19 protein-coding genes are annotated in these 25,103 nt (G+C 74.3%); 14 read left to right on the forward strand and 5 right to left on the reverse strand.

What is annotated here, in order from left to right:
- Nucleotides 1-3: 3 nt before the first annotated feature.
- The gene (locus IE287_RS04135) at nt 4-1,419 is read right to left on the reverse strand and encodes a PucR family transcriptional regulator (RefSeq protein WP_229883292.1); all 1,416 of its coding nucleotides are present in this window, start codon (nt 1,417-1,419) and stop codon (nt 4-6) included.
- A gap of 124 nt (nt 1,420-1,543) precedes the next feature.
- On the opposite strand from IE287_RS04135, the gene speB reads away from it, so the two are divergent.
- The 7 genes from speB to IE287_RS04170 all read left to right on the forward strand — a co-directional run bounded on the left by speB (nt 1,544) and on the right by IE287_RS04170 (nt 11,046).
- Entirely contained in the window at nt 1,544-2,509 is a 966-nt protein-coding gene (gene speB / locus IE287_RS04140; protein ID WP_189847489.1) for an agmatinase, read from the forward strand.
- A gap of 73 nt (nt 2,510-2,582) precedes the next feature.
- Nucleotides 2,583-4,265: a thiamine pyrophosphate-binding protein gene (locus IE287_RS04145; protein ID WP_189847490.1), complete on the forward strand. Its 1,683-nt coding sequence runs from the start codon at nt 2,583-2,585 to the stop codon at nt 4,263-4,265.
- Nucleotides 4,266-4,357: 92 nt separating this feature from the next.
- Nucleotides 4,358-4,684 carry a hypothetical protein gene (locus IE287_RS04150; RefSeq protein ID WP_189847491.1) on the forward strand — a complete coding sequence of 109 codons (327 nt, stop codon included), beginning with the start codon at nt 4,358-4,360 and terminating at the stop codon, nt 4,682-4,684.
- A 108-nt stretch (nt 4,685-4,792) separates the two neighbouring features.
- On the forward strand, nt 4,793-8,545 hold the full coding sequence (locus IE287_RS04155; RefSeq protein ID WP_373307799.1) for an ABC transporter ATP-binding protein: 3,753 nt from the start codon (nt 4,793-4,795) through the stop codon (nt 8,543-8,545).
- A 48-nt stretch (nt 8,546-8,593) separates the two neighbouring features.
- Nucleotides 8,594-8,935, forward strand: a complete 342-nt coding sequence (locus tag IE287_RS04160; protein WP_189847492.1) for a hypothetical protein — start codon at nt 8,594-8,596, stop codon at nt 8,933-8,935.
- A 90-nt stretch (nt 8,936-9,025) separates the two neighbouring features.
- Nucleotides 9,026-9,511, forward strand: coding sequence for a hypothetical protein (locus tag IE287_RS04165; protein WP_373307800.1), 486 nt, complete (start codon nt 9,026-9,028; stop codon nt 9,509-9,511).
- 86 nt (nt 9,512-9,597) lie between these two features.
- Complete coding sequence (locus tag IE287_RS04170) at nt 9,598-11,046, forward strand: serine protease (RefSeq protein WP_189847493.1); 1,449 nt, start codon at nt 9,598-9,600, stop codon at nt 11,044-11,046.
- A 46-nt stretch (nt 11,047-11,092) separates the two neighbouring features.
- Here the strand turns inward: IE287_RS04170 and IE287_RS04175 are convergent, their stop codons facing one another.
- A complete protein-coding gene (locus IE287_RS04175) occupies nt 11,093-12,889 on the reverse strand; it encodes a glycoside hydrolase family 3 protein (RefSeq protein WP_229883294.1) in 1,797 nt (598 codons plus the stop codon).
- A gap of 324 nt (nt 12,890-13,213) precedes the next feature.
- Nucleotides 13,214-14,125, reverse strand: coding sequence for a LysR family transcriptional regulator (locus tag IE287_RS04180; RefSeq protein ID WP_189847495.1), 912 nt, complete (start codon nt 14,123-14,125; stop codon nt 13,214-13,216).
- A 100-nt stretch (nt 14,126-14,225) separates the two neighbouring features.
- Here IE287_RS04180 and IE287_RS04185 point away from each other — a divergent pair, with 100 nt between their 5' ends.
- Entirely contained in the window at nt 14,226-15,167 is a 942-nt protein-coding gene (locus tag IE287_RS04185) for an EamA family transporter (protein WP_189847496.1), read from the forward strand.
- A complete protein-coding gene (locus IE287_RS04190) occupies nt 15,164-15,730 on the forward strand; it encodes an AAA family ATPase (RefSeq protein WP_189847497.1) in 567 nt (188 codons plus the stop codon). The genes IE287_RS04185 and IE287_RS04190 overlap by 4 nt, the downstream gene beginning before the upstream one ends.
- Nucleotides 15,731-15,833: 103 nt before the next feature.
- On the opposite strand, the gene IE287_RS04195 is transcribed toward IE287_RS04190, so the two are convergent.
- Nucleotides 15,834-16,880, reverse strand: a complete 1,047-nt coding sequence (locus IE287_RS04195) for a LacI family DNA-binding transcriptional regulator (RefSeq protein ID WP_189847498.1) — start codon at nt 16,878-16,880, stop codon at nt 15,834-15,836.
- A gap of 240 nt (nt 16,881-17,120) precedes the next feature.
- Between IE287_RS04195 and IE287_RS04200 the strand changes: the two genes are divergently transcribed.
- From IE287_RS04200 to IE287_RS04210, 3 genes are read left to right on the forward strand one after another with little or no spacing between them, the layout of a single operon-like run.
- Complete coding sequence (locus IE287_RS04200) at nt 17,121-18,272, forward strand: Gfo/Idh/MocA family protein (RefSeq protein WP_189847499.1); 1,152 nt, start codon at nt 17,121-17,123, stop codon at nt 18,270-18,272.
- A complete protein-coding gene (locus tag IE287_RS04205) occupies nt 18,269-19,435 on the forward strand; it encodes a dihydrodipicolinate synthase family protein (RefSeq protein ID WP_189847500.1) in 1,167 nt (388 codons plus the stop codon). Before IE287_RS04200 ends, IE287_RS04205 begins: the two co-directional genes overlap by 4 nt.
- 26 nt (nt 19,436-19,461) lie before the next feature.
- Entirely contained in the window at nt 19,462-20,235 is a 774-nt protein-coding gene (locus IE287_RS04210; RefSeq protein ID WP_189847755.1) for a sugar phosphate isomerase/epimerase family protein, read from the forward strand.
- 267 nt (nt 20,236-20,502) lie between these two features.
- Here the strand turns inward: IE287_RS04210 and IE287_RS04215 are convergent, their stop codons facing one another.
- Complete coding sequence (locus IE287_RS04215) at nt 20,503-20,979, reverse strand: DUF937 domain-containing protein (RefSeq protein WP_189847501.1); 477 nt, start codon at nt 20,977-20,979, stop codon at nt 20,503-20,505.
- Between the two features lie 110 nt (nt 20,980-21,089).
- Between IE287_RS04215 and recD2 the strand changes: the two genes are divergently transcribed.
- Together recD2 and IE287_RS04225 are read left to right on the forward strand one after the other, a co-directional pair.
- The gene (recD2, locus tag IE287_RS04220) at nt 21,090-23,321 is read left to right on the forward strand and encodes an SF1B family DNA helicase RecD2 (RefSeq protein ID WP_189847502.1); all 2,232 of its coding nucleotides are present in this window, start codon (nt 21,090-21,092) and stop codon (nt 23,319-23,321) included.
- A gap of 178 nt (nt 23,322-23,499) precedes the next feature.
- A complete protein-coding gene (locus IE287_RS04225) occupies nt 23,500-24,789 on the forward strand; it encodes a citrate synthase (protein ID WP_189847503.1) in 1,290 nt (429 codons plus the stop codon).
- Nucleotides 24,790-25,103: the final 314 nt, after the last annotated feature.

Consider the following 25,103-nt stretch of genomic DNA (forward strand, 5'->3'; position numbering starts at 1 on the left):
CCCTCACCGGAGCGCGAACCACAGCTCCATCCGCGCGTCCGCGTCGTCCAGGTCGCGGCCGAGGAGGACCGCGCAACGGGCGATCCGCTGCCGGACGGTGTTGCGGTGGACGCCCAGCGCGGCGGCCGTCCGGTCCCAGCTGCCGTGCAGGGAAAGCCAGGTGCGGAGGGTCTCCGCCTGGGGGCCGCTGAGGGGGGCGAGCAGCTCGCGGGCGTGCGCGGCGGCCTCGGCCGGGTCCACCAGGCCGGCCAGGCCGCCGTCCGCGCGGTGGCGCACCAGGGACGCCCGGGTCGCCTCCGCCCGCCGGAGCGCCCGCGCGGCCTGGGCGTCCGCCGCCGGCAGCCCGTCGGGGGCGGCGGGGGCGCTCGCGCCGAGCGTCCAGCCGGGCCGGGCGGTCGCCGCGGCGCCCGGCGGCAGCAGGAGCCGCACCGTCGGCCCCGCGTCCACCAGGTCCGTGCCCAGCTCCGCGGCCAGGGCGGCCGCGGCGAACGGGGTGCCGTCGCCGCCCCGGGCGTGCACCACCGTCCACGGGCCCGGCGAGAGGGACGCCGCCGCCTCCGCCGCCGGGGCGCCCAGCAGCAGCCGGGTCAGCGCCCCGTCCCGCACCGACACCGCGGTCGCCCGGTGCGGGGCGGTCAGCAGCGACAGCAGCACCACCGCGACCCCGGCGACCGTGTGGTCGCCGGGGTCGCGGCGCTCCGTCGCCACTCCGAGGGCGAGCCCGTCGCCGCCGCCCAGCGCGTACGCCGCGAGCTTCAGCCCGCCGCCCTCGCCGCTCGCCGAGGCCGGACCGCCCGGCCGGGGGCCGACCACCCCGGCGAGCTCCGCGAGCGCCCGGGCCGCCTCCGGGCCCGTCTCCCGGCCCGCCGCCGCCGACTCGGTGCCGTCCGCCGCGAACAGCACCGCCCGGCCGCCGAGCCGTGAGGCGAGCGCGCCCAGCACCGCGGGGACCGGCGCCGGCCGGGCCGCGGCCGTGGCGAGCGACTGCTGCGCCTCCGTCACCCGGCGCAGCTCGCGCAGCCGGGCCTCCGCCATCAGCCGCCACAGCGCCCGCGCCACCGCCGTGAACGGCGTCTCGGGCGGCACCTCGATCAGCGGCAGCCCGTGCCGGGCACAGGCCGCGACCAGCTCCGCCGGCACCGTGTCGTACACCGGCGTCACCCCGAAGCCCAGCGCCGCCGCCCCCGCCTCCACCACCCGCTCCACGTACCGCGCCGGGTCCGTCAGCTGCACCCCCGCCGTCATCAGCAGCTCGCCGCCGAGCAGGTACGGATACGGGTCGGCCATCTCCGAGGTGTGCACCCAGTGCAGGGCCACCTCCTCCGGCCCGGCGAGCAGCCGCAGGCCCAGCTCCCGGCGGGCGAGCAGCGCGGCGAGCGGCACCGGGGGCGCCGGGGGAGCGGCGAGCGGATCCGACAGCGTCACGGCATGGTCCTTCCGTACATCTCCGGCCCCTTCAGTGGAGGAAAAGTACACTTCAATGTGGCTTCCGGGCGATTTACGGTCGAGCCGCACCCCGACGACAGCCCAGGAGGCACCGCCCATGAGCAGCGACCAGAACACCCCGCGCGGACCGATCGACTCGTCCCGCGTCCCGCGGTACGCCGGTCCCGCGACGTTCGCCCGGCTGCCGCGGCTCGACGAGGTCGGCACCGCCGACATCGCCGTGGTCGGCGTCCCCTTCGACAGCGGCGTCTCCTACCGCCCCGGCGCCCGCTTCGGCGGCAACGCCATCCGCGAGGCCTCCCGCCTGCTCCGCCCCTACAACCCGGCGCAGGACGCCTCCCCCTTCGCCCTCGCGCAGGTCGCCGACGGCGGCGACATCGCCGTCAACCCCTTCAACATCAACGAGGCCGTCGAGACCATCGAGGCCGCCGCCGACGAGCTCCTCGGCACCGGCGCCCGCATGATGACCCTCGGCGGCGACCACACCATCGCCCTCCCGCTGCTCCGCTCGGTCGCCAAGAAGCACGGCCCCGTCGCCCTGCTCCACTTCGACGCCCACCTGGACACCTGGGACACCTACTTCGGCGCCGAGTACACCCACGGCACCCCGTTCCGCCGCGCCGTCGAGGAGGGCATCCTCGACACCGAGGCCCTGTCCCACGTCGGCACCCGCGGCCCGCTCTACGGCAAGCAGGACCTCACCGACGACGAGAAGATGGGCTTCGGCATCGTCACCTCCGCGGACATCTACCGCCGCGGCGCCGACGAGGTCGCCGACCAGCTCCGCCAGCGCATCGGCGACCGCCCGCTGTACATCTCCATCGACATCGACTGCCTCGACCCGGCCCACGCCCCCGGCACCGGAACCCCGGAGGCGGGCGGCATGACCTCCCGCGAGCTCCTGGAGATCCTCCGCGGCCTCTCCTCCTGCAACCTCGTCTCCGCCGACGTCGTCGAGGTCGCCCCGGCCTACGACCACGCCGAGATCACCGCGGTCGCCGCCTCGCACACCGCGTACGAGCTGACCACGATCATGAGCCGGCAGATCGCGGCGAGCCGATAATTTCCCGGGGGCGCCCGGCCCGGCCGGGCGCCCCTCGCGCACGCCCGACCTCGACGCCCAGGGGAACCCGCACATGACCCACGACCACGACCTGGTCCTGCGCCCGACGCCCGCGCAGACGGAGGCCGCCCTCAACCCGCCCCCGGGGCGGACCGGCGGCGACCTCGTCGTCGAGACCCTCACCGGCCTCGGCGCCACCACGGTCTTCGGCCTCCCCGGCCAGCACGCCCTCGGCGTGTTCGACGCCCTGCGCCGCTCGTCGCTGCGCTACGTCGGCCTCCGCGTCGAGAACAACGCGGGCTTCGCCGCCGACGCCTACGGCCGGATCACCGGAGAGGCCGCCCCCCTGCTCCTCTCCACCGGCCCCGGCGCCCTGATGTCGCTCGCCGCGCTCCAGGAGGCCGCCGCCGCCTCCGCGCCGGTCCTCGCCATCGCCAGCCAGATCCCCGCCGCCGGCCTCGGCGGCGGGCGGCACGGCTACCTCCACGAGCTCCGCGACCAGCAGGCCAGCTTCCGGGACGTCGTGAAGTCCGTCCACACGGCCCGCACCCCGTCCCAGATCCCGTCCGCCCTCGCCGCGGCCTGGGAGTCGGCGCTCACCGCCCCGCACGGCCCCGTCTGGGTCGAGATCCCGCAGGACGTGCTCACCGCGGAGACGACGCTGCCGGTGGTCACGGCCATGGACGCCACGCCCGAGGACGTCGTCCCGCGCCCCGAGCTGACGGCGCTCGCCGCGCACCTGCTGTCCACGGCCGAACGGCCCGCGATCATCGCCGGCGGCGGGGTCGTCCGCTCCGACGCCTCCGGCAAGCTCCGCGCGCTCGCCGAGAAGCTGGACGCGCCCGTGGTCACCACCTTCGGCGGCAAGGGCGCCTTCCCCTGGACGCACCCCCTCTCCCTCCAGTCCTGGCTGGAGGACCGGCACACCACCGACTTCCTGGAGGACGCCGACGTCCTCCTCGTCGTCGGCTCCGGCCTCGGCGAGCTGTCCTCGAACTACCACACCTTCGCCCCGCGCGGCCGGGTGATCCAGATCGAGGCGGACGCGGGCAAGCTGGAGTCCAACCACCCGGCGCTCGGCATCCACGCGGACGCCCGGCTCGCGCTCCAGGCGCTCCTGGAGACCGCCGGGGACCGCACCGACGCGACCGCCCCGGTCCGGGTCCGCGCGGTTCTGGACAAGGTCGCGGCGCGCCTCGCCGCGCAGGACCTGGAGCTGGAGCACCGGCTGGTGGCCTCGGTCCGCGAGGCGCTGCCGCCCCGCGCCCCCGGCTTCTGGGACATGACGATCCTCGCCTACTGGGCGTGGTCCGCCTTCGACGCCCGGCACCCCAACACGATGCACTCCGCGCAGGGCGCCGGCGGCCTCGGCTACGCCCTCCCGGCCGCCCTCGGCGCGGCCGCCGCCGACCCGACCACCCCGGTCCTCGCCGTCTCCGGCGACGGCGGCGCGATGTACTCGATCGCGGAGCTGGCCACGGCGAAGCAGTACGGCTTCGACGTCACCTGGCTGATCGTCGACGACGGCGGCTACGGCATCCTCCGCGAGTACATGACGGACGCCTACGGGGCGGCCACCGGCACCGACCTCGCCCGCCCCGACTTCGTCGCCCTCGCCGAGTCCTTCGGCGTCCCCGCGACCCTCACCACCCCCGAAGCCCTGGCGGCCGACCTGGCGAAGTCCCTCGCCACCCCCGGCCCCTCGGTGGTCGTCCTCCCCGCCCTCCTGAGGATGTTCGAACCGACCCACCTCTGAGCGGACCGCGGAGGCAACTTCCCCGCCCTCCCGGAGGTCCCTCTTCTCGCGGGGCCCGGCCGGGCCCCGCGAGGTCCGCGGGGGGATCCGGTATGCGCGTGCTGGGGAAGGTCGGCAGGTTCATCGGCGAATGCGTCGGGGAGTTCGTGCTGGAGGCGCTGGTGTGCCTGGTGGCCGTGGGGCTCCTCCTCGGCGTCGCGTTCCTCGGGACGGCGGCGTACGCGGCGAGCCCGGTCGGGACCGTCACGGCCGGCGCCGGTCTGCTGGCCGTCGCCGGATACGGCGGCGTGCAGTACGCCCGGGGGCCCGCGGGGCGCCGCAAGGGGTGGCCGGCGGGGACCGCCCTCGCCGTCTTCTGCGCCCTCGCGGCCGGGGCCGGACTCGTGACGTACTGCGGCTGCTGGCAGGTGCTCGGCTGACCCCGGGGTCCTGGGGCCTCCGCCCGGTCTTCGTTGCGGCGGGATGAAATCGCACGTCGGCCACGTTGTCGCCTTCCGGTAGACCAGGACGGGAACGGGAGGCGCCACGTGGCGGTGGTGGGGCGACAGCGGGAACAGGGGTGGGCGCGGCGACTGTGGTCGTACGCCTGGCGGTACAAGACGGACGTCGTGCTCGCGCTCGGCTCGTCGCTGGCCGGGATGGCGCTGCTCGCGCTGGTGCCGCTCATCACCAAGGTGATCATCGACGACGTGATCGGGGCCGGGACGCGGTCCCTGGGCGTCTGGACCGGGGTGCTCCTCGGGGCCGCCGTGCTGGTCTACGCGCTGACCTACGTCCGGCGCTACTACGGCGGGCGGCTCGCGCTCGACGTGCAGCGGGACCTCCGGGACGACATGTACGGGACGATCCTGCGGCTCGACGGGCGGCGGCAGGACGAGCTGTCCACCGGGCAGGTCGTGGGCCGTGCCACCAGCGACCTCCAGCTCATCCAGGGCCTGCTCTTCATGCTGCCGATGACGATCGGGAACGTGCTGCTGTTCCTGATCTCGCTGGCCGTCATGGCCTGGCTGTCGATCCCGCTGACCCTCGTCGCGCTCGCCGTCGCGCCCGCCCTCTGGTGGATCGCCAAGCGCAGCCGCACCCGGCTCCACCCCGCCACCTGGGCCGCGCAGCAGGAGGCCGCCGGGGTGGCCGGCGTCGTCGACGGGGCCGTCACCGGCGTCCGGGTCGTGAAGGGCTTCGGCCAGGAGGAGCAGGAGACCGGCAAGATCCGGGAGGCGGGGCGCAGGCTGTTCGCCGCGCGGCTGCGGACCGTCCGGCTGAACTCCCGCTACACCCCCGCCCTCCAGGCCGTCCCCGCCCTCGGCCAGGTCGCCGTCCTCGCGCTCGGCGGCTGGCTCGCCTACCGGGGGCAGATCACCCTCGGCACCTTCGTCGCCTTCTCCGCCTACCTGGCCTCCCTGGTCGGCCCGGTCCGGATGCTCGCCATGGTCCTCACCGTCGCCCAGCAGGCACGCGCGGGCGTGGAGCGGGTCGTCGAGCTCATCGACACCGAGCCCGCCATCGAGGACGGCACCCGGGAGCTGCCGGCCGGCGCCCCCGCGACCGTCGAGTTCGACGGCGTGAGCTTCGGCTACGGCGAGGGGAAGCCCGTCCTGGACGGGTTCTCGCTGGAGCTGCGGGCCGGCGAGACCGTCGCCCTCGTCGGCGCCTCCGGCTCCGGCAAGTCGACCCTCTCCCTCCTGCTGCCCCGCTTCTACGACGTCGACCGGGGTGCCGTCCTCGTCGGCGGCCACGACGTCCGCGAGCTGACCCTGGAGTCGCTGCGGGCCGCCATCGGCATGGTCCCGGAGGACTCCTTCCTCTTCTCGGACACCGTCCGCGCCAACATCGCCTACGGGGTCCCCGACGCCACCGACGAGCAGGTCGAGGCCGCCGCCCGGGCCGCCCGCGCCGACCGCTTCATCGCCGAGCTGCCGGACGGCTACGCCACCAAGGTCGGCGAGCACGGCCTGACCCTCTCCGGCGGCCAGCGCCAGCGGGTCGCACTGGCCCGCGCCCTCCTCACCGACCCCCGCCTCCTCGTCCTCGACGACGCCACCTCCGCCGTGGACGCCAAGGTCGAGCACGAGATCCACGAGGCCCTCAGGTCCGTCATGGCGGGGCGCACGACCCTGCTCATCGCGCACCGCCGGTCCACCCTCGGCCTCGCCGACCGGATCGCCGTCCTCGACGACGGCCGCCTCGCCGACCTCGGCACCCACGAGGAGCTGGAGGAGCGCTCCGCGCTCTACCGCCGCCTCCTCACCGACCCCGACGAGCTGGGCGGCGTCTCCCCCGGCCACCTCCCGAAGGCCGGGACGGACCCGGAGGCCGGGACGGGCCCGCGGGAGGACGACGGCCTGCGGGCCGAGCTGGACGCCGAGTTCGACGCCGAGCGGGGCATCACCCCCGCGCTGTGGGTGCGGGACGAGGCCCCCGGCCGGAAGACCGAGACCGCCGGCGCCACCCCCGAGCTCCTCGCCGCCGTCGCCGCCCTGCCGTCCGCCGCCGACACCCCCGACGTGGACGAGGCCAGGGCCGTCGAGCCGGAGGCGAGCTACGGGCTCCGCCGGCTGCTGCGCGGCTTCGGCGCGCCCCTGCTCATCAGCCTCGGCCTGGTCGCCCTCGACGCCGGCGCCGGCCTGCTCCTCCCGGTCCTGATCCGGCACGGCATCGACGAGGGCGTGAACCGGCTGGCGATCGGCGCCGTCTGGGCCGCCTCCGCCCTGGCGCTCGTCACCGTCCTCGTGCAGTGGGCCGCGCAGACCGCCGAGACCCGGATGACCGGCCGCACCGGCGAGCGCGTCCTGTACGCGCTCCGCCTCAAGATCTTCGCCCAGCTCCAGCGGCTCGGCCTGGACTACTACGAGCGCGAGCTCACCGGCCGGATCATGACCCGGATGACGACGGACGTCGACGCCATGTCGACCTTCCTCCAGACGGGCCTGGTCACCGCCTTCGTCTCGGTCGTCACCTTCTTCGGGATCATGGTGGCGCTGCTGGTCCTCGACCTCCAGCTGGCCCTGGTCGTCTTCGCGACCCTGCCGGTCCTCGCCCTGGCCACGTACTGGTTCCGCCGCTCCAGCGTGAAGGCGTACGAGCTGGCCCGCGAGCGGATCAGCGTGGTCAACGCCGACCTCCAGGAGTCCGTCGCCGGCCTGCGGATCGTGCAGGCCTTCGGCCGGGAGCGGGAGGGCGCGGCCCGGTTCGCCGAGCGCGGCGACGCCTACCGGGACGCGCGCGTGCGCGGTCAGTGGCTGATCTCGGTCTACTTCCCGTTCGTCACCCTGCTCTCCTCGGCCGCCGCCGCGGCCGTCATGATCGTCGGCGCCAACCGGATCGAGGCCGGCACCCTCACCACCGGCGCCCTCGTCGCCTACCTCCTCTACATCGACCTCTTCTTCGCCCCCGTCCAGCAGCTCTCCCAGGTCTTCGACGGCTACCAGCAGGCCGCCGTCTCCCTCGGCCGCATGCAGGAGCTGCTCCGGGAGCCGACGTCGACGGCCGCCGCCGACGAGCCGCGCGAGGTGCTGTCGCTGCGCGGCGAGATCGCCTTCGAGGACGTCTCCTTCGCCTACGGCACGGAGGAGGCCGCGCTGACCGGCATCGACCTGCGGATCCCGGCCGGGCAGACCGTCGCCTTCGTGGGCGAGACCGGCGCCGGCAAGTCGACCCTGGTCAAGCTGGTCGCCCGCTTCTACGACCCGACCTCGGGCCGGGTCACCGCGGACGGCGCCGACCTCAGGGACCTCGACCTCACCTCGTACCGGCACCGGCTCGGCGTCGTCCCCCAGGAGGCGTACCTCTTCGCCGGCACGGTCCGCGACGCCATCGCCTACGGGCGGCCCGGCGCCACCGACGCCGAGGTGGAGGCGGCGGCCCGCGCGGCCGGCGCGCACGAGATGATCGCCACCCTGGACGGCGGCTACCTCCACGAGGTCGCCGAGCGCGGCCGGAACCTCTCGGCCGGCCAGCGGCAGCTGATCGCCCTGGCCCGGGCCGAGCTGGTCGGCCCGGACGTCCTCCTCCTCGACGAGGCCACGGCCGCCCTGGACCTCGCCACCGAGGCCCAGGTGAACGCCGCCACCGAGCGCCTGTCCGGCCGCCGCACCACCCTGATCGTGGCCCACCGCCTCACCACCGCGGCCCGCGCGGACCGGGTGGTCGTCATGGACCACGGCCGGGTCGCCGAGGACGGCAGCCACGAGGAGCTCCTCGCCCGGGACGGCCGGTACGCGTCCCTGTGGCGCACCTTCGTCGGCGAGGCGGAGCCGGAGGAGGAACCGGCCGCGATCTGAGTACGCGGGCTCATGACCGGGCGCGGCGGCCGGGGTTGGATCGGAGGCATGAACGACCACCCCGGCGCCGCCCCCGCCCCACCGGCGGCCCGCGCGCTGCGCCGCCGGGCCCTGTGGGCCGGACTGCTCTTCCTCCCGGCGACGCTCCTCGCCCTGGTCCTCGCCCTCGCCTCCGAGAGCGGCTCGGCGTGCGTGATGCGGGGGACCTGCCGCGAGCTCCCCGGCTGGCTCTACGCGAGCACCCTCGTCGTCGCGGGAGGCGCCTGGGTCCGGGCGCTCACCGTCCCGGACGGCGCCCCGCCCACCCGGGCCCGCCGGGCCGCGCTGTGGACGCTGATCGGCGCCGAGCTGGTCTTCCTCGGACTGGTCATGGGCCACTTCTCGGTCTGACCCGCAGGACGCCCGGCCCCCCGAGGGCAACCGTACGGGCGTCCCGGACGTCGTATGCCTGTACGGGAAAAGGAGCGGGGAAGGAGCGGCATGACCGGAGGCTTCGCGGTCCGACCGTCCGCCGGGCGCACGCGCGGGCCCGTCCGGACGGCCCCCGCCCCCGTGCGCGCGTACCTCCGCGGCCTCCTCGCCCGGGCGCGCGTCCACCCGGTGGCGTACGCCGTCGTCCTCACCCTCGCGGCCGGGCTGCTGGCCCTGGCGGGGCCGGGCACGGGCACGGCCGGAGCGGTCTCCGTCTGCCAGGGGCGGCCCGCCCGCACGGTCTCCTTCGCCACCGGCGAGCTGCGCCTCTACCGGACCCGTCACTACGCCTGCGCGCTGGTCCTCGCCAAGCGGCCCGGTGCCCCGCGGCCCATGAAGGTCACCCTCCAGCCGCGCGGCGGCCGCGCCGCCGTCGTCAGCGGCCGGTCGGGCCGGCAGGCCGGTCCGGTGACCGTGCACGCCCTGAACCGCTGCGTCCGGGCCACCGCGAGCGTCTCCGGACGGTCCGCCGCCACCGGCTGGATCCTGTGCTGATACAGAGGTAAGGCTCAACCGGGTCTGGCGGCCCGGACGTTCACCCCGCTAGGTTCACGGCACCGTTGTGAATCTTGGGAGGGTGAATGCGTAAGTCGCTGAGACTGATGCTGTCGCTTTCGGTGCTCATAGGCACCGTGGGCTCCACCGGCATGGCCACCGCCAACGCCGCGGACACGGAGTCCGCCAGCACCGTCGCGGACGCGCAGAGCTCGGACATCAAGGACCGCCTCCTGGCGATCCCCGGGATGAGCCTGATCGAGGAGAAGCCGTACGCCGGCTACCGCTTCCTCGTCCTGAACTACGAGCAGCCGATCGACCACAAGCGGCCGTGGGCCGGCACGTTCCAGCAGCGGATCTCGGTCCTCCACAAGGGCACCGACCGCCCCACCGTCTTCCGGACCAGCGGCTACGGCCTGAGCACCACCCCCAGCCGGGCGGAGCCGACCCGGATCGTCGACGGCAACCAGGTCTCCATGGAGTACCGCTTCTTCACGCCGTCGCGCCCGGCGCCCGCCGACTGGTCCAAGCTCGACATCTGGCAGGCCGCCAGCGACCAGCACCGCATCTTCACCGCGCTGAAGAAGGTCTACGGCGAGAACTGGCTCTCCACCGGCGGCTCCAAGGGCGGCATGACCGCCACCTACTACGAGCGCTTCTACCCGCGCGACATGGACGGCGTCGTCGCCTACGTGGCCCCCAACGACGTGGTGAACAAGGAGGACTCGGCCTACGACCGCTTCTTCGCCACCGTCGGCACCGAGGAGTGCCGCGACCGCCTGAACTCGATGCAGCGCGAGGCGCTGCTGCGCCGCGCCCCGCTCCAGGAGAAGTTCAAGACCTGGGCCGCGGGCGAGGGCGCCACCTTCAACACGGTCGGCTCGCTCGACAAGGCGTGGGAGGCGACCGTCCTCGACTTCGTCTGGGGCTTCTGGCAGTACTACGGCGAGGACGTCTGCGACACGATCCCGGACGCGAGGACCGCGAGCGACGACACCGTCTACGAGACGATCGACGCCTACGCCGGCTGGGCCGCCTACACCGACCAGGGCCTGGAGTACTACACGCCGTACTACTACCAGGCGGCCACCGAGCTCGGCTCGCCGACGATCAGGCAGCCGCACCTCGCCGGGCTGAGCCGCTACGGCTACCAGCCCGCCTCGAACTTCGTGCCCCGCGAGATCCCCATGAAGTTCAGGCCGCAGGCGATGCGGGACGTCGACGACTGGGTCCGCAAGAACGCGAACCGGATGCTCTTCGTCTACGGCGAGAACGACCCGTGGGGTGCCGAACCGTTCCACCTCGGCAAGGGCGCCCGTGACAGCTACGTCTACTACGCGCCCGGCGGCAACCACGGCGCCAACGTCGCCGGACTCGTCGACGCCGAGCGCGAGAAGGCGACCGCCCGCATCCTCGCCTGGGCCGGCGTCGAGGCCCCCGAGGTCGCCGCGGCCCAGCCGCTGGCCCGCTTCGACGCCCGCCTGGACCGGCCGGTGGACGAGGACGTGACCAGGGAGCACGGCCTGCGGCCGTAAGCCCCGCCGGTGGGGTGCGGCCCCGCACGGGGCCGCACCCCACCCGTCAGTAGGAGAGTCCGAAGCCGACCGGGTAGAGCGTCACCGCCGGGTCCGTGGCGCTTCGGACCGGCACCGGCAGCCGCCCGCGCGGCCTCGCCCGCCCGGCCAGCACCCGCGCGGCGGCCCGGAGTTCGACGTCGGTCCAGGAGTAGGCGGCGAGCGTGGCCCGCTGCCCGGAGATCCGGGCGACGTCGTAGGGATTGCGGATCGCGACCGTCACCACCGGCACGCCGGTCGCCACCAGCCGCTCCACCAGCGTCCGCTGCGGACTGGTCGCGTTCAGGTTGTAGGTGCCGACCACGACGGCGTCCTGCCCGGCCGCCGCCGCCACCGCCTCGTCGATCCGGGCCGCCGTCGGGGTGGTCCCGGTGGAGAGCGCGGTCGCCGTGAAGCCCAGTTCGCGCAGGGCCCCCGCGAGCGTGGTGGTCGGCGGTCCGGTCGTCCCGGACGGGGAGGCGGGGTCGGCGCCGACGACCAGGACCTTCCCGTGCGAGGCCGGACTCAGCGGCAGGAAGCCGTCCTCGTTGACCAGCAGGGTGGTGGTCCGCTCGGCGATCCGGTCGGCCTCGGCGAGGTGCCGGGCGGTGCCGACGGTCGCGTCCACCTCCGCCCGGGTCGTGTACGGGTCGGCGAACAGGCCCCGCCGGGCCTTCAGCCGCAGGATCCGCAGCACCGACGCGTCGAGCCGCTCCTCGGTCAGTTCCCCGTCCCGCACCGCCCCGAGCACCGCGTTCCACGCCACGTCGAGCCTGGGCGGGTTGAGCAGCTGGTCCACGCCCGCCTTGAGGGCGAGCACCGGCACCCGCTCGTCGCCGTACTTGGTGCGGACGCCCTGCATGTCGAGGGCGTCGGTCACCACCACCCCGTCGTAGCCGAGCTCTTCGCGCAGGACGCCGGTGAGGATGGGGTGCGAGAGCGTCGCCGGGTCCTCGGACGGGTCGAGCGCCGGGACGACGAGGTGCGCGGTCATGATGGCGTCGATGCCGGCGGCGATCGCGGCCCGGAAGGGCGGGGCGTCGAGCTCGCTCCACTGCTCGCGGGTGTGGGTGATGACCGGCAGGCCGTAGTGGCTGTCGACGGCGGTGTCGCCGTGGCCGGGGAAGTGCTTGGCGGTGGCCGCGACGCCGGCGCCCTGGTAGCCGCGGATCTGGGCGGTGACGAGGGCGGAGACCGCGCGGGGGTCGGAGCCGAGGGAGCGGACCCCGATGACCGGGTTGGCCGGGTTGACGTTGACGTCGGCGACCGGGGCGTAGTTCTGCCGGATGCCCAGCGCGGCCAGTTCGGTGCCGGCGATCCGGGCCGCCTTGCGGGTGTCCGCCGGGGAGCCGCCCGCGCCCAGCGCCATCGCGCCGGGCAGGAGGGTGGCGGGCTCGCCGATCCGGCAGACGGCGCCGTGCTCCTGGTCGGTGGAGATCAGCACGGGGACCGGGGTGCGGGCGGCGAGCGCGGCGGCCTGGATCCCGTTGGAGAGTTCGGCGATCTGGTGCGGGTCGCGGGTGTTGTGGGCCCAGGCGAAGTAGATGATCCCGCCGACGTGGTAGCGCGCGATCAGCTCCTCGGCGGTGCGCACGCCGAGTTCCCGGAGGTTGGCGTCGACGTCGGCCTGGTCGGGGGCGGTGGCCGAGTGGCCGTACACCCGCGTGACGAAGACCTGTCCGACCTTCTCCTCCAGCGACATCCGCCCGACGATCCGCCGCAGCCGCTCCTCGGTGCGGGCGTCGGTGCCGGGTGCGTGGGCGGCGGCGGGGGTGACGGCTCCGGTGGCGGCCGCGGCGACCGCGGCCGCGGTGACGGCGATCAGGGCGCGGCGGGTGGGGGTGGAGGAGTCGCGGCGGGTGGGGGTGGAGGAGTCGCGGCGGGTGGGGGTGGAGGAGTCGCGGCGGGTGGGGGTGGAGGAGTCGTGGCGCGTGGGGACGGAGGGGTTGCTGCGGGCGGGGGCGGGGTGGGGCACTGGTGCTCCTTCCGGCCGTGCGGGGGCGGCAGCGGTGGGTGAAAGAAACTGCCAAGATGAACGGATAGTCTGAAAGTAACTACCAGGTCAAGGATTCCCGCACGAATCGCCGGGAAGAGAGGGACGGGAGGGGGTGGCCGGGAAGGGGGCCGGAGGGGGCGGCTCCGCCCCGGTTCAGGCCGCCGACGCGATCGACGGCCACAGCTCCTGGAGCGTGCGGACCGTCTCCCGGATCGCCGGACGCCGCGCCGCGCCGGTCCGCCACAGCGCGTGCAGCCGGCGCGTCGGGGCCGGGTCGAGCCGCAGCGGCGCCACCTCGGGCGGCAGCCCGCCGCGCCCGAGCCGGGGCACGAGCGCGATGCCGAGACCGGCCGCGACCAGCGCGACCTGCGTGTGGTTCTCCTCCGCCTGATGGACGATCAGCGGCTCCACGCCGGTGGACCGCAGGGTCCGTTCCAGCCAGTCGTGGCACACCGTCCCCGGCGGCTGCGAGATCCACCGCTCGTCCGCCAGCTCCTCCCGCCGCACCGACCGCCGGGCCGCCAGCGGATGGTCCCGGTGCACGAGGATGTCGCAGCCGTCGTCGCCGATCACCGCCTGCTCCACCCCGGGCGGCGCCGGCAGCGGGGCGATGTCCCAGTCGTGGGCGACGGCCAGGTCGAGCACCCCGCGGGCCACCAGGTCGACCGACAGGTGCGGGTCGACCTCGGTGAGCCGGGCGTCCAGGCCGGGGTGACGGACGGCCAGGTCCGCGAGCACCCGGGGCATCAGGCCGCGCGCGGCGCTCGGGAAGCAGCCGATCGACAGGAGGCCGGCGGGCAGTCCGCGCCGCTCCTCCAGCCGCACCTCCGCCTCCTCCACCAGCGCGAGCACCTGCTGTGCGGTGGCCGCGAGCCGGCGGGCGTCGTCGGTGAGCCGGACGCCCCGGCCGCTCCGTTCGAGCAGGGTCGTACGGGTCTCCCGCTCCAGCTTGGCGATCTGCTGGGAGACCGCCGACGGGGTGTAGCCGAGGGCCGTCGCGGCGGCGCCGACGCTGCCGTGGACGGAGACGGCGTGCAGGGCGCGCAGCCGGCCGAGATCGAGCAAGGGAACCTCCGGCGGACGTCCTGGATGTAGCGCTGCTTCATCCAACCATGAAGAGACCTGTGCTGGTGCTACACGGTCGGAGGCGGTCATGCTCGACTCCATGCGCCCCGCACACATCGCCCTCGCCGCGCTCGTCGCCGCGGTCTGGGGGGTCAACTTCGTCGTCATCGAGATCGGCCTCGACCACTTCCCCCCGCTGCTCTTCTCCGCCCTCCGCTTCCTCGCCGCCGCCCTCCCCGCCGTCTTCCTCGTCGGCCGGCCCAAGGTCGCCTGGAAGTGGATCGTCGCCGTCGGACTCGCCCTGGGCGTGGCCAAGTTCGGCCTGCTCTTCACCGGCATGGACCTCGGCGCCCCCGCCGGGCTCTCCTCCCTCGTGCTCCAGGTGCAGGCCGTCTTCACCGCCCTCCTCGCCTTCGCCGTCCTCGGCGAGCGCCCCGCCCGGCGCGCCGTCCTCGGCATGGCGGTGGCGCTCGCCGGGATCGGCGTCGCCGCCGTCGACGAGGGCGCCTCCGGGCCGGTCGCCGGCTTCGTCCTGGTCGTCGTGGCCGCCGCCTGCTGGGGCGTCTCCAACGTGCTCACCCGCAGGGCCGCCCCGCCCGACCCGCTCAACTGGATGGTCTGGGTCAGCACCGTGCCCGTCCTCCCGCTGCTCGGCCTCTCCCTCCTCCTGGAGGGCCCCGAGCGGGACCTGGCCGCGCTGCGCGCCCTCGACTGGACCGGCGCCGGCGTCATCCTCTACGTCGCCTGGGTCACCACGATCTTCGGCTTCGGCGCCTGGGGGTGGCTGCTCCGCCGTCACCCCGCCTCCTCCGTCGCCCCGTTCTCCCTCCTGGTCCCGGTCTTCGGCATGTCCTCGGCCGCGCTCTTCCTCGGCGAGTCGGTGAGCCCGCTGCGCTGGCTGGCGGCGGCGCTCCTCGTGGGGGGCGTGGCGCTGACGTCGCTGACCCCCCGGCGGGCCGCGGCCGCCCCGAAACCGGTGGTGCGCGAGGCGCCCGCCGCCGTATCGTTCGCGGGTTCCGCCGGCGAGGAAAGGCCCGCATGACCTTCGAGAACGTGACCGTCGACGCCCTCGTCCCCGCGCCCGGCGCCCTGCTCCTCGCCGGCATCCCCGGCAGCGGCAAGTCGACCGTGGCGGCCGCCCTCGCCGCCCGCTTCGCGCGGGCCGCGCACATCGAGGTCGACCACCTCCAGGAGCTGATCGTCAGCGGCGGGCACTGGCCGACCCCGGACGGCGACCCGGAGGCGGACCGCCAGATCCTCCTGCGCGCCCGCAACGCCTGCCTCCTCGCGGGCAGTCTCGCCGCCGCCGGCTTCCTGCCGGTCCTGGACGACGTCGTGGTGCGCCGCTCCCACCTGGACTTCTACCGGGCCGGGCTGACGGGGGTCCCGTTCCACGCGGTGATCCTCGCCCCCGGCCCGGACAAGGCGTGGGAGCGCAACAACGCCCGCCACAAGCGCCTCACCACCAACTGGGCCTTCCTCGACGAGGCCATGCGCGCCGAACTCTCCGGCCGGGCCGTCTGGATCGACAACGCGGACCTGACGGTGGACGAGACGGTCGGCGCCGTCCTCGCGGCGACGGGCCTGGACCCCGCCGCCGGATAGCTCAGTTCCCGGCGCGCGGGAACCCGTCGGTCTTCACGGCGATCGTGCCTCCGCCGTCGTCGTGCGGGCCGCCGCATGCCGGCGAGTCCCACGGCGGCCGGGTTCACCCCCGCGGCGCCGCCGTCGAATCCCGTACGACGAGCTCGCCCGGGACCGGTTCCGTGCCGCCGGCCGGGGCCTCCTCCGTGCCCATCGCCAGCCGCCCCGCGCGGACGCCGGAGTCGTGGAGCGGGAGCCGTACGGTCGTGAGCGCGGGGACCGCGTCGACCGAGAAGGGGAGGTCGTCGAAGCCGGCCACCGAGAGGTCGCCGGGGATCGACAGGCCCCGTTCCCGCAGGGCCGCGCAGACGCCCAGGGCCACCGTGTCGTTGGCGGCGACGATCGCCGTGAGCCCCGGGTCGCGGGCGAGGAGCTCCGCGACGGCCGCGTGGCCGGAGGCGCGGTCGTAGAGCCCGTGGACGGTCGGCCCCTCGGCGACGCCCGCCGCCGCGAGGGCCTCCCGGTGGCCCTCCAGGCGGTGCCGGGTGGTGGTGCGGTCGGCGGGCCCCGCGACGTAACCGATCCGGGTGTGGCCGAGGCCGAGCAGGTGGCGGGTGAGCCGGCGGCCCCCGGCGCGGTTGTCGAAGACGAGCGCGGCGGTGTGCGCGTCGCCGGGCACCGGGGGCCGGCCGCACAGCACGACCCGGGTCCCCGCCTCGGCCATCCGGGAGAGCTTGGCGGCGGTCGCGGCGAGGTGCGCCGGGTCCTCCAGCGAGCCGCCCATGAGGATCACGGCGGCGGCGCGCTGGCGCTGGAGCAGCGTGAGGTAGGTGAGTTCGCGCTCGGGGGAGCCGCCGGTGTTGCAGACGACGGCCAGCTTCTCGCCGCCCGCCCGGCCCGACGCGCCCTCGCCGATCGCGCTCTGCGCCGCGCTCGCCATGATTCCGAAGAAGGGGTCGGCGATGTCGTTGACCAGCACCCCGACCAGGTCGGAGGTGGCGGCGGCGAGCGAGCTCGCGGGGCCGTTCAGGACGTAGTCCAGCTCCTCGACGGCCTTGAGGACCCGCTCCCGCGTCGACGCGGCCACCGGGTAGTTGCCGTTCAGGACGCGGGAGACGGTGGCGGGGGAGACCCGGGCCCGGGCGGCCACGTCCGACAGGGTGACGGTCATCGCGTGCGTACCTCCGACATCGCGTGCGTACCTCCGGCTTCGCGGGTGCGGCTCCAAGGCCGAGGGCGCCGGGCCCTTGTCCGGCGTGATGTCGGCAGGCTAGCGTCATCTACGGCAGAAAGCGCTTTCTATCGTCGCGCCGAAAGCGCTTTCTGCCCTGCACGGCGTCTTCCGTCGTGCTTCCACCGTGCTTCCACGCAGTGAACGAGGGCGCAGGCCCGCCGGGGAGAGGAACCTTCCGTGACACGCAGGACCGTCCGCATCGCCATGAACGGCGTCACCGGCCGCATGGGCTACCGCCAGCACCTCGTCCGCTCGATCCTCGCCCTGCGCGAGCAGGGCGGCCTCGACCTCGGGAACGGCGAGGTCCTCTGGCCCGAGCCGGTCCTCGTCGGGCGCCGCGAGCACGCGCTGCGCGCCCTCGCCGAGAAGCACGGCCTCACCGAGTGGTCCACCGACCTCGACGCCGTCCTCGCCGACGACTCGATCGACGTCTACTTCGACGCCCAGGTCACCTCGGCCCGCGCGGACGCCCTCACCAAGGCCATCGAGGCCGGCAAGCACCTCTACACCGAGAAGCCCACCGCCGCCGACTTCGCCGGCGCCCTCGACCTCGCCCGGCTCGCCGCCGAGAAGGGCGTCAAGCACGGCGTCGTCCAGGACAAGCTCTTCCTCCCCGGCCTGCTGAAGCTCAAGCGGCTCATCGACGGCGGCTTCTTCGGCGAGATCCTCTCCGTGCGCGGCGAGTTCGGCTACTGGGTCTTCGAGGGCGACTGGCAGGAGGCCCAGCGCCCCAGCTGGAACTACCGCTCCGAGGACGGCGGCGGCATCGTCGTCGACATGTTCCCGCACTGGGAGTACGTGCTCCACGAGCTCTTCGGCCGGGTCACCTCGGTCTCCGCCGAGATCGCCACCCACGTGCCGCGCCGCTGGGACGAGCACGGCAAGCCCTACGAGGCGACCGCCGACGACGCCGCCTACGGCACCTTCCGCCTGGAGGGCGGCGCCATCGCCCAGATCAACTCCTCCTGGGCGGTCCGCGTCCACCGCGACGAGCTCGTCGAGTTCCAGGTCGACGGCACCGAGGGCTCCGCCGTCGCCGGGCTGCGCACCTGCCGCGTCCAGCACCGCGGGCTCACCCCCAAGCCGGTCTGGAACCCCGACATCCCCGCCACCTACTCCTTCCGCGACCAGTGGCAGGAGGTCCCCGACAACGCCGAGTTCGACAACGGCTTCAAGGCCCAGTGGGAGCTCTTCCTCCGCCACGTCGTCCTCGACGAGCCGTACCACTGGGACCTCCTCGCCGGCGCCCGCGGCGTCCAGCTCGCCGAGCTCGGCCTGCGGTCCGCCGCCGAGGGCCGCCGCCTCGACGTCCCCGAGGTGACCCTGTGACCCTCCGCCTCCCCGTCCCGGGCGGCGCCACGCGCGCGTACCGGCCCCGCGCCGAACCGCTCGCGCCCGCCGCGCCCGGCCCGCTGACCTCCCGCACGGTCTTCTCCGCCGCGCACGTCGTCGCCGACCCGTACGCCGACACCACCCCCGACGGCCCCGCCGCCGTCGACTGGGACGCCACCCTCGCCTTCCGCCGCCATCTGTGGTCCCACGGCCTCGGCGTGGCGGAGGCCATGGACACCGCCCAGCGCGGCATGGGCCTCGACTGGGCGGGCGCCGCCGAACTGATCCGCCGCTCCGCCGCCGAGGCGAGGGCCGCCGGCGGCGCGATCGCCTGCGGCGTCGGCACCGACCAGCTCACCGGCCCCGCCACGCTGCCGGAGATCCGGGCCGCCTACGAGGAGCAGCTCGCCGTCGTCGAGGAGTCCGGAGCCCAGGCGATCCTCATGGCCTCCCGCGCGCTGGCCGCCGCGGCCGCCGGCCCGGAGGACTACCTCGACCTCTACGGCCACCTGCTGCGCCAGGCCGCCGAGCCGGTGATCCTCCACTGGCTCGGCCCGATGTTCGACCCGGCGCTGGAGGGGTACTGGGGCTCCGCCGACCTCGACGCGGCCACCGAGACCTTCCTGGAGGTCATCGCCGCCCACCCCGACAAGGTCGACGGCGTCAAGATCTCCCTCCTCGACGCGGGCCGCGAGGTCGCGCTCCGCCGCCGCCTCCCCGGGGGCGTCCGCTGCTACACCGGCGACGACTTCCACTACCCGGAGCTGATCGCGGGCGAGGAGCCCTCGGCGGGCGGGCGCTTCAGCCACGCCCTGCTCGGCATCTTCGACCCGCTCGCCCCGCTGGCGGCGGAGGCGGTGAGGACCCTCGACACCGGCGACACGGCGGGCTTCCGCAAGCTCCTCGACCCGACGGTCGCGCTCTCCCGGCACCTCTTCGAACCGCCGACCCGCTACTACAAGACGGGCGTGGTCCTCCTCGCCTGGCTCGCGGGCCACCAGGAGCACTTCACGATGGTCGGCGGACTCCACTCCGCCCGCTCCCTGCCCCACCTGGCCCGCGCCTACGAGCTCGCCGACGGCCTCGGCCTCTTCCCGGACCCGGTCCGCGCCGAGGACCGGATGCGCGCCCTCCTCACCGTCCACGGAGTCCCCCAGTGAACCTCGACCGCCTCAGCGTCAACCAGATGACGGTGAAGCAGCTCCCGCTTCCCGTCCTGGTGGAGCAGTGCGTCCGCCTCGGGATCCCCGGCATCGGCCTGTGGCGCGAGCCGGTGAGGGAGTACGGCGCGGAGGCCGCCGCCGCGCTGGTGCGGGACGCGGGCCTGACCGTCACCACCCTCTGCCGGGGCGGCTTCTTCACCACCGACGGGTGGGAGGAGGACAACCGGGCGGCGATCGACGAGGCGGCGGCGATCGGCACCGGCACCCTCGTCCTGGTCTCCGGCGGACTGCCCGCCGGCAGCCGCGACCTGCCCGGGGCACGCGCGCGCATCGCGGACGCGATCGGCGCGCTCGCGCCCTACGCGGGCGCGCGCGGGATCCGCCTCGCCATCGAGCCCCTGCACCCCATGTACGCCTCCGACCGCTGCGCGATCTCCACCCTGGACCAGGCCCTGGACATCGCGGAGCGCTTCCCGGCCGAGCAGGTCGGCGTCACGGTCGACACGTACCACCTCTGGTGGGACGAGAACGCCCCGGCGGCGGTGGAGCGCGCGGCCGCCGGCGGGCGGGTCCACTCCTTCCAGCTCGCCGACTGGACCACCCCCCTGCCGGAGGGCGTCCTCAACGGCCGGGGCCGGCTCGGCACCGGCGCGATCGACCTCTCCTGGTGGGCGGGGCTGCTCGAACGGGTCGGCTACACGGGGCCCGTGGAGGTGGAGCTCTTCAACGACGCCCTGTGGGCGAGGGAGGGCGTCGAGGTCCTGGAGGAGACCCTGGAGGACTTCCTCAAGGTCTGACCCCGTCCACCGGCCACCCCGGCTCCGAGCCCCGGCCACGACTCCGTGCCCCGGCTCGGCGCCACGGCCCGGGCTCCGGCTCCGAGCCCCGGCCACGACTCCGTGCCCCGGCTCCGGCTCCGAGCCCCGGCCACGACTCCGTGCCCCGGCTCCGGCTCCGAGTTCCCGGCCCACGGCTCCGGCTCCCCGGAGCCGTGCCCGACCGCCCGGCCCCCGCGTGCGCGGCGGGGGTCTTCCCGGCCCGGCCCCGTGTGCGGCGGGGCCGGGCTACCTCTTCCCGCCGCCCAGCAGGTCGCCCAGGCCCCCGCCGCCCCCGCCGGCCTTCCTGGCGGTGGCGCGCCGGGTGAGGACCGCCAGGACCACCGGGACCAGGAGGTCGACCGCGCGGTCGGCGGTGGCCGGGGGGAGGCCGGTGCGCTTGGCGACCGCGTGGGCGGCGGGCTTCGCCAGCCTGGCGAGGACGCCCGCCATCAGGCCGCCCGCGGCGAGGCCGCCGAACGCGGCGACGCCCTGGAGGGGCGGCTCCGCGGAGACGACCTCGTCGACGGCGGCCTTCACCTCGTCCGCGCCGGCCGGCTCCGCCGCCGCCCGCCTCAGTTCGCCGGACAGCTCGGCGACCGAGCCGCCCACGAGGGCCCGCGCCCCGGCCGCGTCGGTGCCGGCGAGCGTGGCGATCTCCGCCAGGCGGTCCTCGCCGAGTTCGGCCAGGACCTCGTCCTGGAAGGAGTCACTGCTCTCGGTCATGTCCGAAGTCATGTCCGAAACGCTACGTTTCCTCCGCGGGTTCGGCACCCCGGGGCGGGAGTTGTCCCCGGGGTGCCCGCCCTGTCGGTGCCCTTCGCTACGGTCGGGTCATGTCCAACGAGGGCCAGCCGCACCGTCCCGCCGTGGTCGAGGGGGTGCTGGAGAGGATCACGTACGCCAACGAGGAGAGCGGCTACACGGTCGCCCGGGTCGACACCGGCCGGGGCGCCGGGGAGCTGCTCACCGTCGTCGGCGCGCTGCTCGGCGCCCAGCCGGGGGAGGCCCTGCGGATGGAGGGCCGCTGGGGCTCCCACCCGCAGTACGGCCGCCAGTTCCAGGTCGACAACTACACGACCGTCCTGCCCGCCACGATCCAGGGCATCCGCCGCTATCTGGGCTCGGGGCTGATCAAGGGCATCGGCCCGGTCTTCGCCGACCGGATCACCACCCACTTCGGCCTGGAGACCCTCGACATCCTCGACCGGGACCCCGGCCGCCTCATCGAGGTCCCCGGCCTCGGTCCCAAGCGCACCAAGAGCATCGTCGCGGCCTGGGAGGAGCAGAAGGCGATCAAGGAGGTGATGGTCTTCCTGCAGACCGTCGGCGTCTCCACTTCCATCGCCGTCCGCATCTACAAGCAGTACGGCGACGCCTCGATCTCCGTCGTGCGCACCCGCCCCTACCGGCTCGCGGCGGACGTCTGGGGCATCGGCTTCCTCACCGCGGACCGGATCGCCCAGGCCGTCGGCATCCCGCACGACAGCCCCGACCGGGTGAAGGCGGGCCTCCAGTACGCGCTCTCGCAGTCGAGCGACCAGGGGCACTGCTACCTCCCGGAGGAGCGGCTGATCGCCGACGCCGTGAAGCTGCTCCAGGTGGACACCGGGCTCGTCATCGAGTGCCTCGCCGAGCTGGCCGGGGATCCCGAGGGGGTGGTGCGGGAGGCCGTCCCCGGCCCGGAGGGCGAGCCGGTCACGGCCGTCTACCTGGTCCCCTTCCACCGGGCCGAGCTCTCCCTCGCCGGGCAGCTGCGGCGCCTCCTGCGCACCCCGGAGGACCGCATGCCGGCCTTCCGGGACGTGGCCTGGGACAAGGCGCTGGCGTGGCTCGCGGAGCGCACCGGGGCCACCCTGGCGCCCGAGCAGGAGCAGGCGGTGCGGCTCGCCCTGACGGAGAAGGTCGCGGTGCTCACCGGCGGCCCCGGCTGCGGCAAGTCCTTCACCGTCCGGTCCGTGGTGGAGCTGGCGCGGGCCAAGCGGGCCAAGGTGGTCCTCGCGGCGCCGACGGGCCGTGCCGCGAAGCGGCTGGCCGAGCTGACCGGCGCCGAGGCCTCCACCGTCCACCGGCTCCTGGAGCTGCGTCCCGGCGGGGACGCGGCGTACGACCGGGACCGGCCGCTCGACGCCGACCTGGTGGTGGTCGACGAGGCCTCGATGCTCGACCTGTTGCTGGCGAACAAGCTGGTCAAGGCGGTCGCCCCGGGCGCCCACCTGCTCCTGGTGGGCGATGTGGACCAGCTGCCCTCGGTCGGCGCCGGCGAGGTCCTGGGCGACCTGCTGGCGCCCGGGAGCCCGGTCCCGGCGGTCCGGCTCACCCGGATCTTCCGCCAGGCCCAGCAGTCCGGCGTGGTCACCAACGCGCACCTGATCAACGCGGGCACCCCGCCCCGGACCGACGGCCTGCCGGACTTCTTCCTCTTCGCCGAGGAGGAGACGGAGGACGCGGCCCGGGTCGCCGTGGAGGTCGCCGCCCGGCGCATTCCGGCCAGATTCGGCCTCGATCCCCGCCGGGACGTGCAGGTCCTGGCCCCCATGCACCGCGGCCCGGCCGGCGCGGGCGCGCTGAACGGGCTCCTCCAGCAGGCGATCACCCCGGCGCGTCCGGACGTCCCGGAGAAGCGCTTCGGCGGCCGGGTGTTCCGGGTCGGGGACAAGGTGACCCAGATCAGGAACAATTACGAGAAGGGGGCGAACGGGGTCTTCAACGGTACGGTCGGGGTGGTGACGGCGCTGGACCTGGTGGAACAGCGTCTGACCGTGCGGACGGACGAGGACGAGGAGGTGCCGTACGGCTTCGACGAACTGGACGAGCTGTCCCACGCGTACGCGGTCACCATCCACCGTTCGCAGGGCAGCGAGTATCCGGCCGTGGTGATCCCGGTCACCATGAGCGCGTGGATGATGCTCCAGCGGAACCTGCTCTACACCGCCGTGACCAGGGCGCGGAAGCTGGTCGTCCTGGTCGGCTCGCGCCGTGCGATCGCCCAGGCGGTCCGCACGGTCTCGGCCGGCCGGCGCTTTACCGCACTGGCCCACCGGCTCACAGGGGGCGCCCCCGTGTGAAAGATCACGGAGGACTTCCGGAACCGGGGCGAAGGGGGCAGGATGAGCAGGTTGGCGGCACTGAGTGCCGCCGATTGGCCCAATGGCGACCCCGAGTGCACTCTCCTGAGCCAAGTGGGGGATGGTAGAGACAGTCAGGGCACCTCGAAGAAGAGGCACTACGTCGGTGAGGGATGACGTGAGCGACAACTCTGTAGTACTGCGGTACGCGGACGGTGAATACACCTACCCGGTGGTCGAGAGCACCGTCGGTGACCAGGGCTTCGACATCGGGAAGCTGCGGGCCCAGACCGGTCTGGTCACCCTGGACAGCGGATACGGCAACACCGCCGCCTACAAATCCGCCATCACCTACCTCGATGGCGAGCAGGGCATCCTGCGGTACCGCGGCTACCCCATCGAGCAGCTGGCCGAGCAGTCCACCTTCCTGGAGGTGGCCTACCTGCTGATCAACGGTGAGCTGCCGAAGGGCGAGGAGCTCGCCACCTTCCAGAACGAGATCACCCAGCACACGCTGGTCCACGAGGACGTCAAGAACTTCTTCCGCGGCTTCCCGCGGGACGCCCACCCGATGGCGATGCTGTCCTCGGTGGTCTCCGCGCTGTCGACGTTCTACCAGGACAGCCACAACCCGTTCGACGAGACGCAGCGCCACCTGTCGACGATCCGGCTCCTGGCGAAGCTGCCGACCATCGCGGCGTACGCGTACAAGAAGTCGATCGGCCACCCGTTCGTCTACCCGCGCAACGACCTCGGCTACGTCGAGAACTTCCTGCGCATGACGTTCTCCGTGCCGGCCCAGGAGTACGAGCTCGACCCGGTCGTCGTCTCGGCGCTCGACAAGCTCCTCATCCTGCACGCGGACCACGAGCAGAACTGTTCGACCTCCACCGTGCGCCTCGTCGGCTCCTCGCAGGCGAACATGTTCGCCTCGATCTCGGCCGGCATCTCCGCCCTGTGGGGCCCGCTGCACGGCGGCGCCAACCAGTCGGTGCTGGAGATGCTGGAGGGCATCAAGGCCAACGGCGGCGACGTCGACTCCTTCATCCGCAAGGTGAAGAACAAGGAGGACGGCGTCCGCCTGATGGGCTTCGGCCACCGGGTGTACAAGTCCTTCGACCCGCGCGCCAAGATCATCAAGGCGGCGGCGCACGACGTCCTCTCGGCCCTCGGCAAGTCCGACGAGCTGCTGGACATCGCGCTCAAGCTGGAGGAGCACGCGCTCTCCGACGACTACTTCGTCTCGCGCAACCTCTACCCGAACGTGGACTTCTACACGGGTCTCATCTACCGCGCGATGGGCTTCCCGACCGAGATGTTCACCGTGCTCTTCGCGCTCGGCCGGCTGCCCGGCTGGATCGCCCAGTGGCACGAGATGATCAAGGAGCCGGGTTCCCGCATCGGCCGCCCGCGCCAGATCTACACGGGTGAGGTCCTCCGCGACTTCGTCCCGGTCGACGAGCGCTGAGCCGGCCCCGCACAGGCCGGCTGGGAAGCCTCCCGGACGTACAGAAGCGCCCCGCTCTCCGATCCCCCCACGGGTCGGCGAGCGGGGCGCTTCCCATATCCCCGGTGCGGATTCCCCCCACGGGATCCGGGCCGGGCGTCCGGTGCGCGGTCTGCCGGGGTACGTACGGGAGGGCCGCTCAAGCTCCCCGCTGCACGTGCCCCGGCCGCGCTTGCCTGTCGGGACGTCCCCCAAGACCTCCCGACGAACGTCCCCCAAGACGTTCTGGCATCGCCCACTTAGACTCGCGAACAGCCCAGATGGTTACCCCCCAA

The organism is Streptomyces omiyaensis (assembly GCF_014650895.1).
Lineage (GTDB): Bacteria > Actinomycetota > Actinomycetes > Streptomycetales > Streptomycetaceae > Streptomyces > Streptomyces omiyaensis.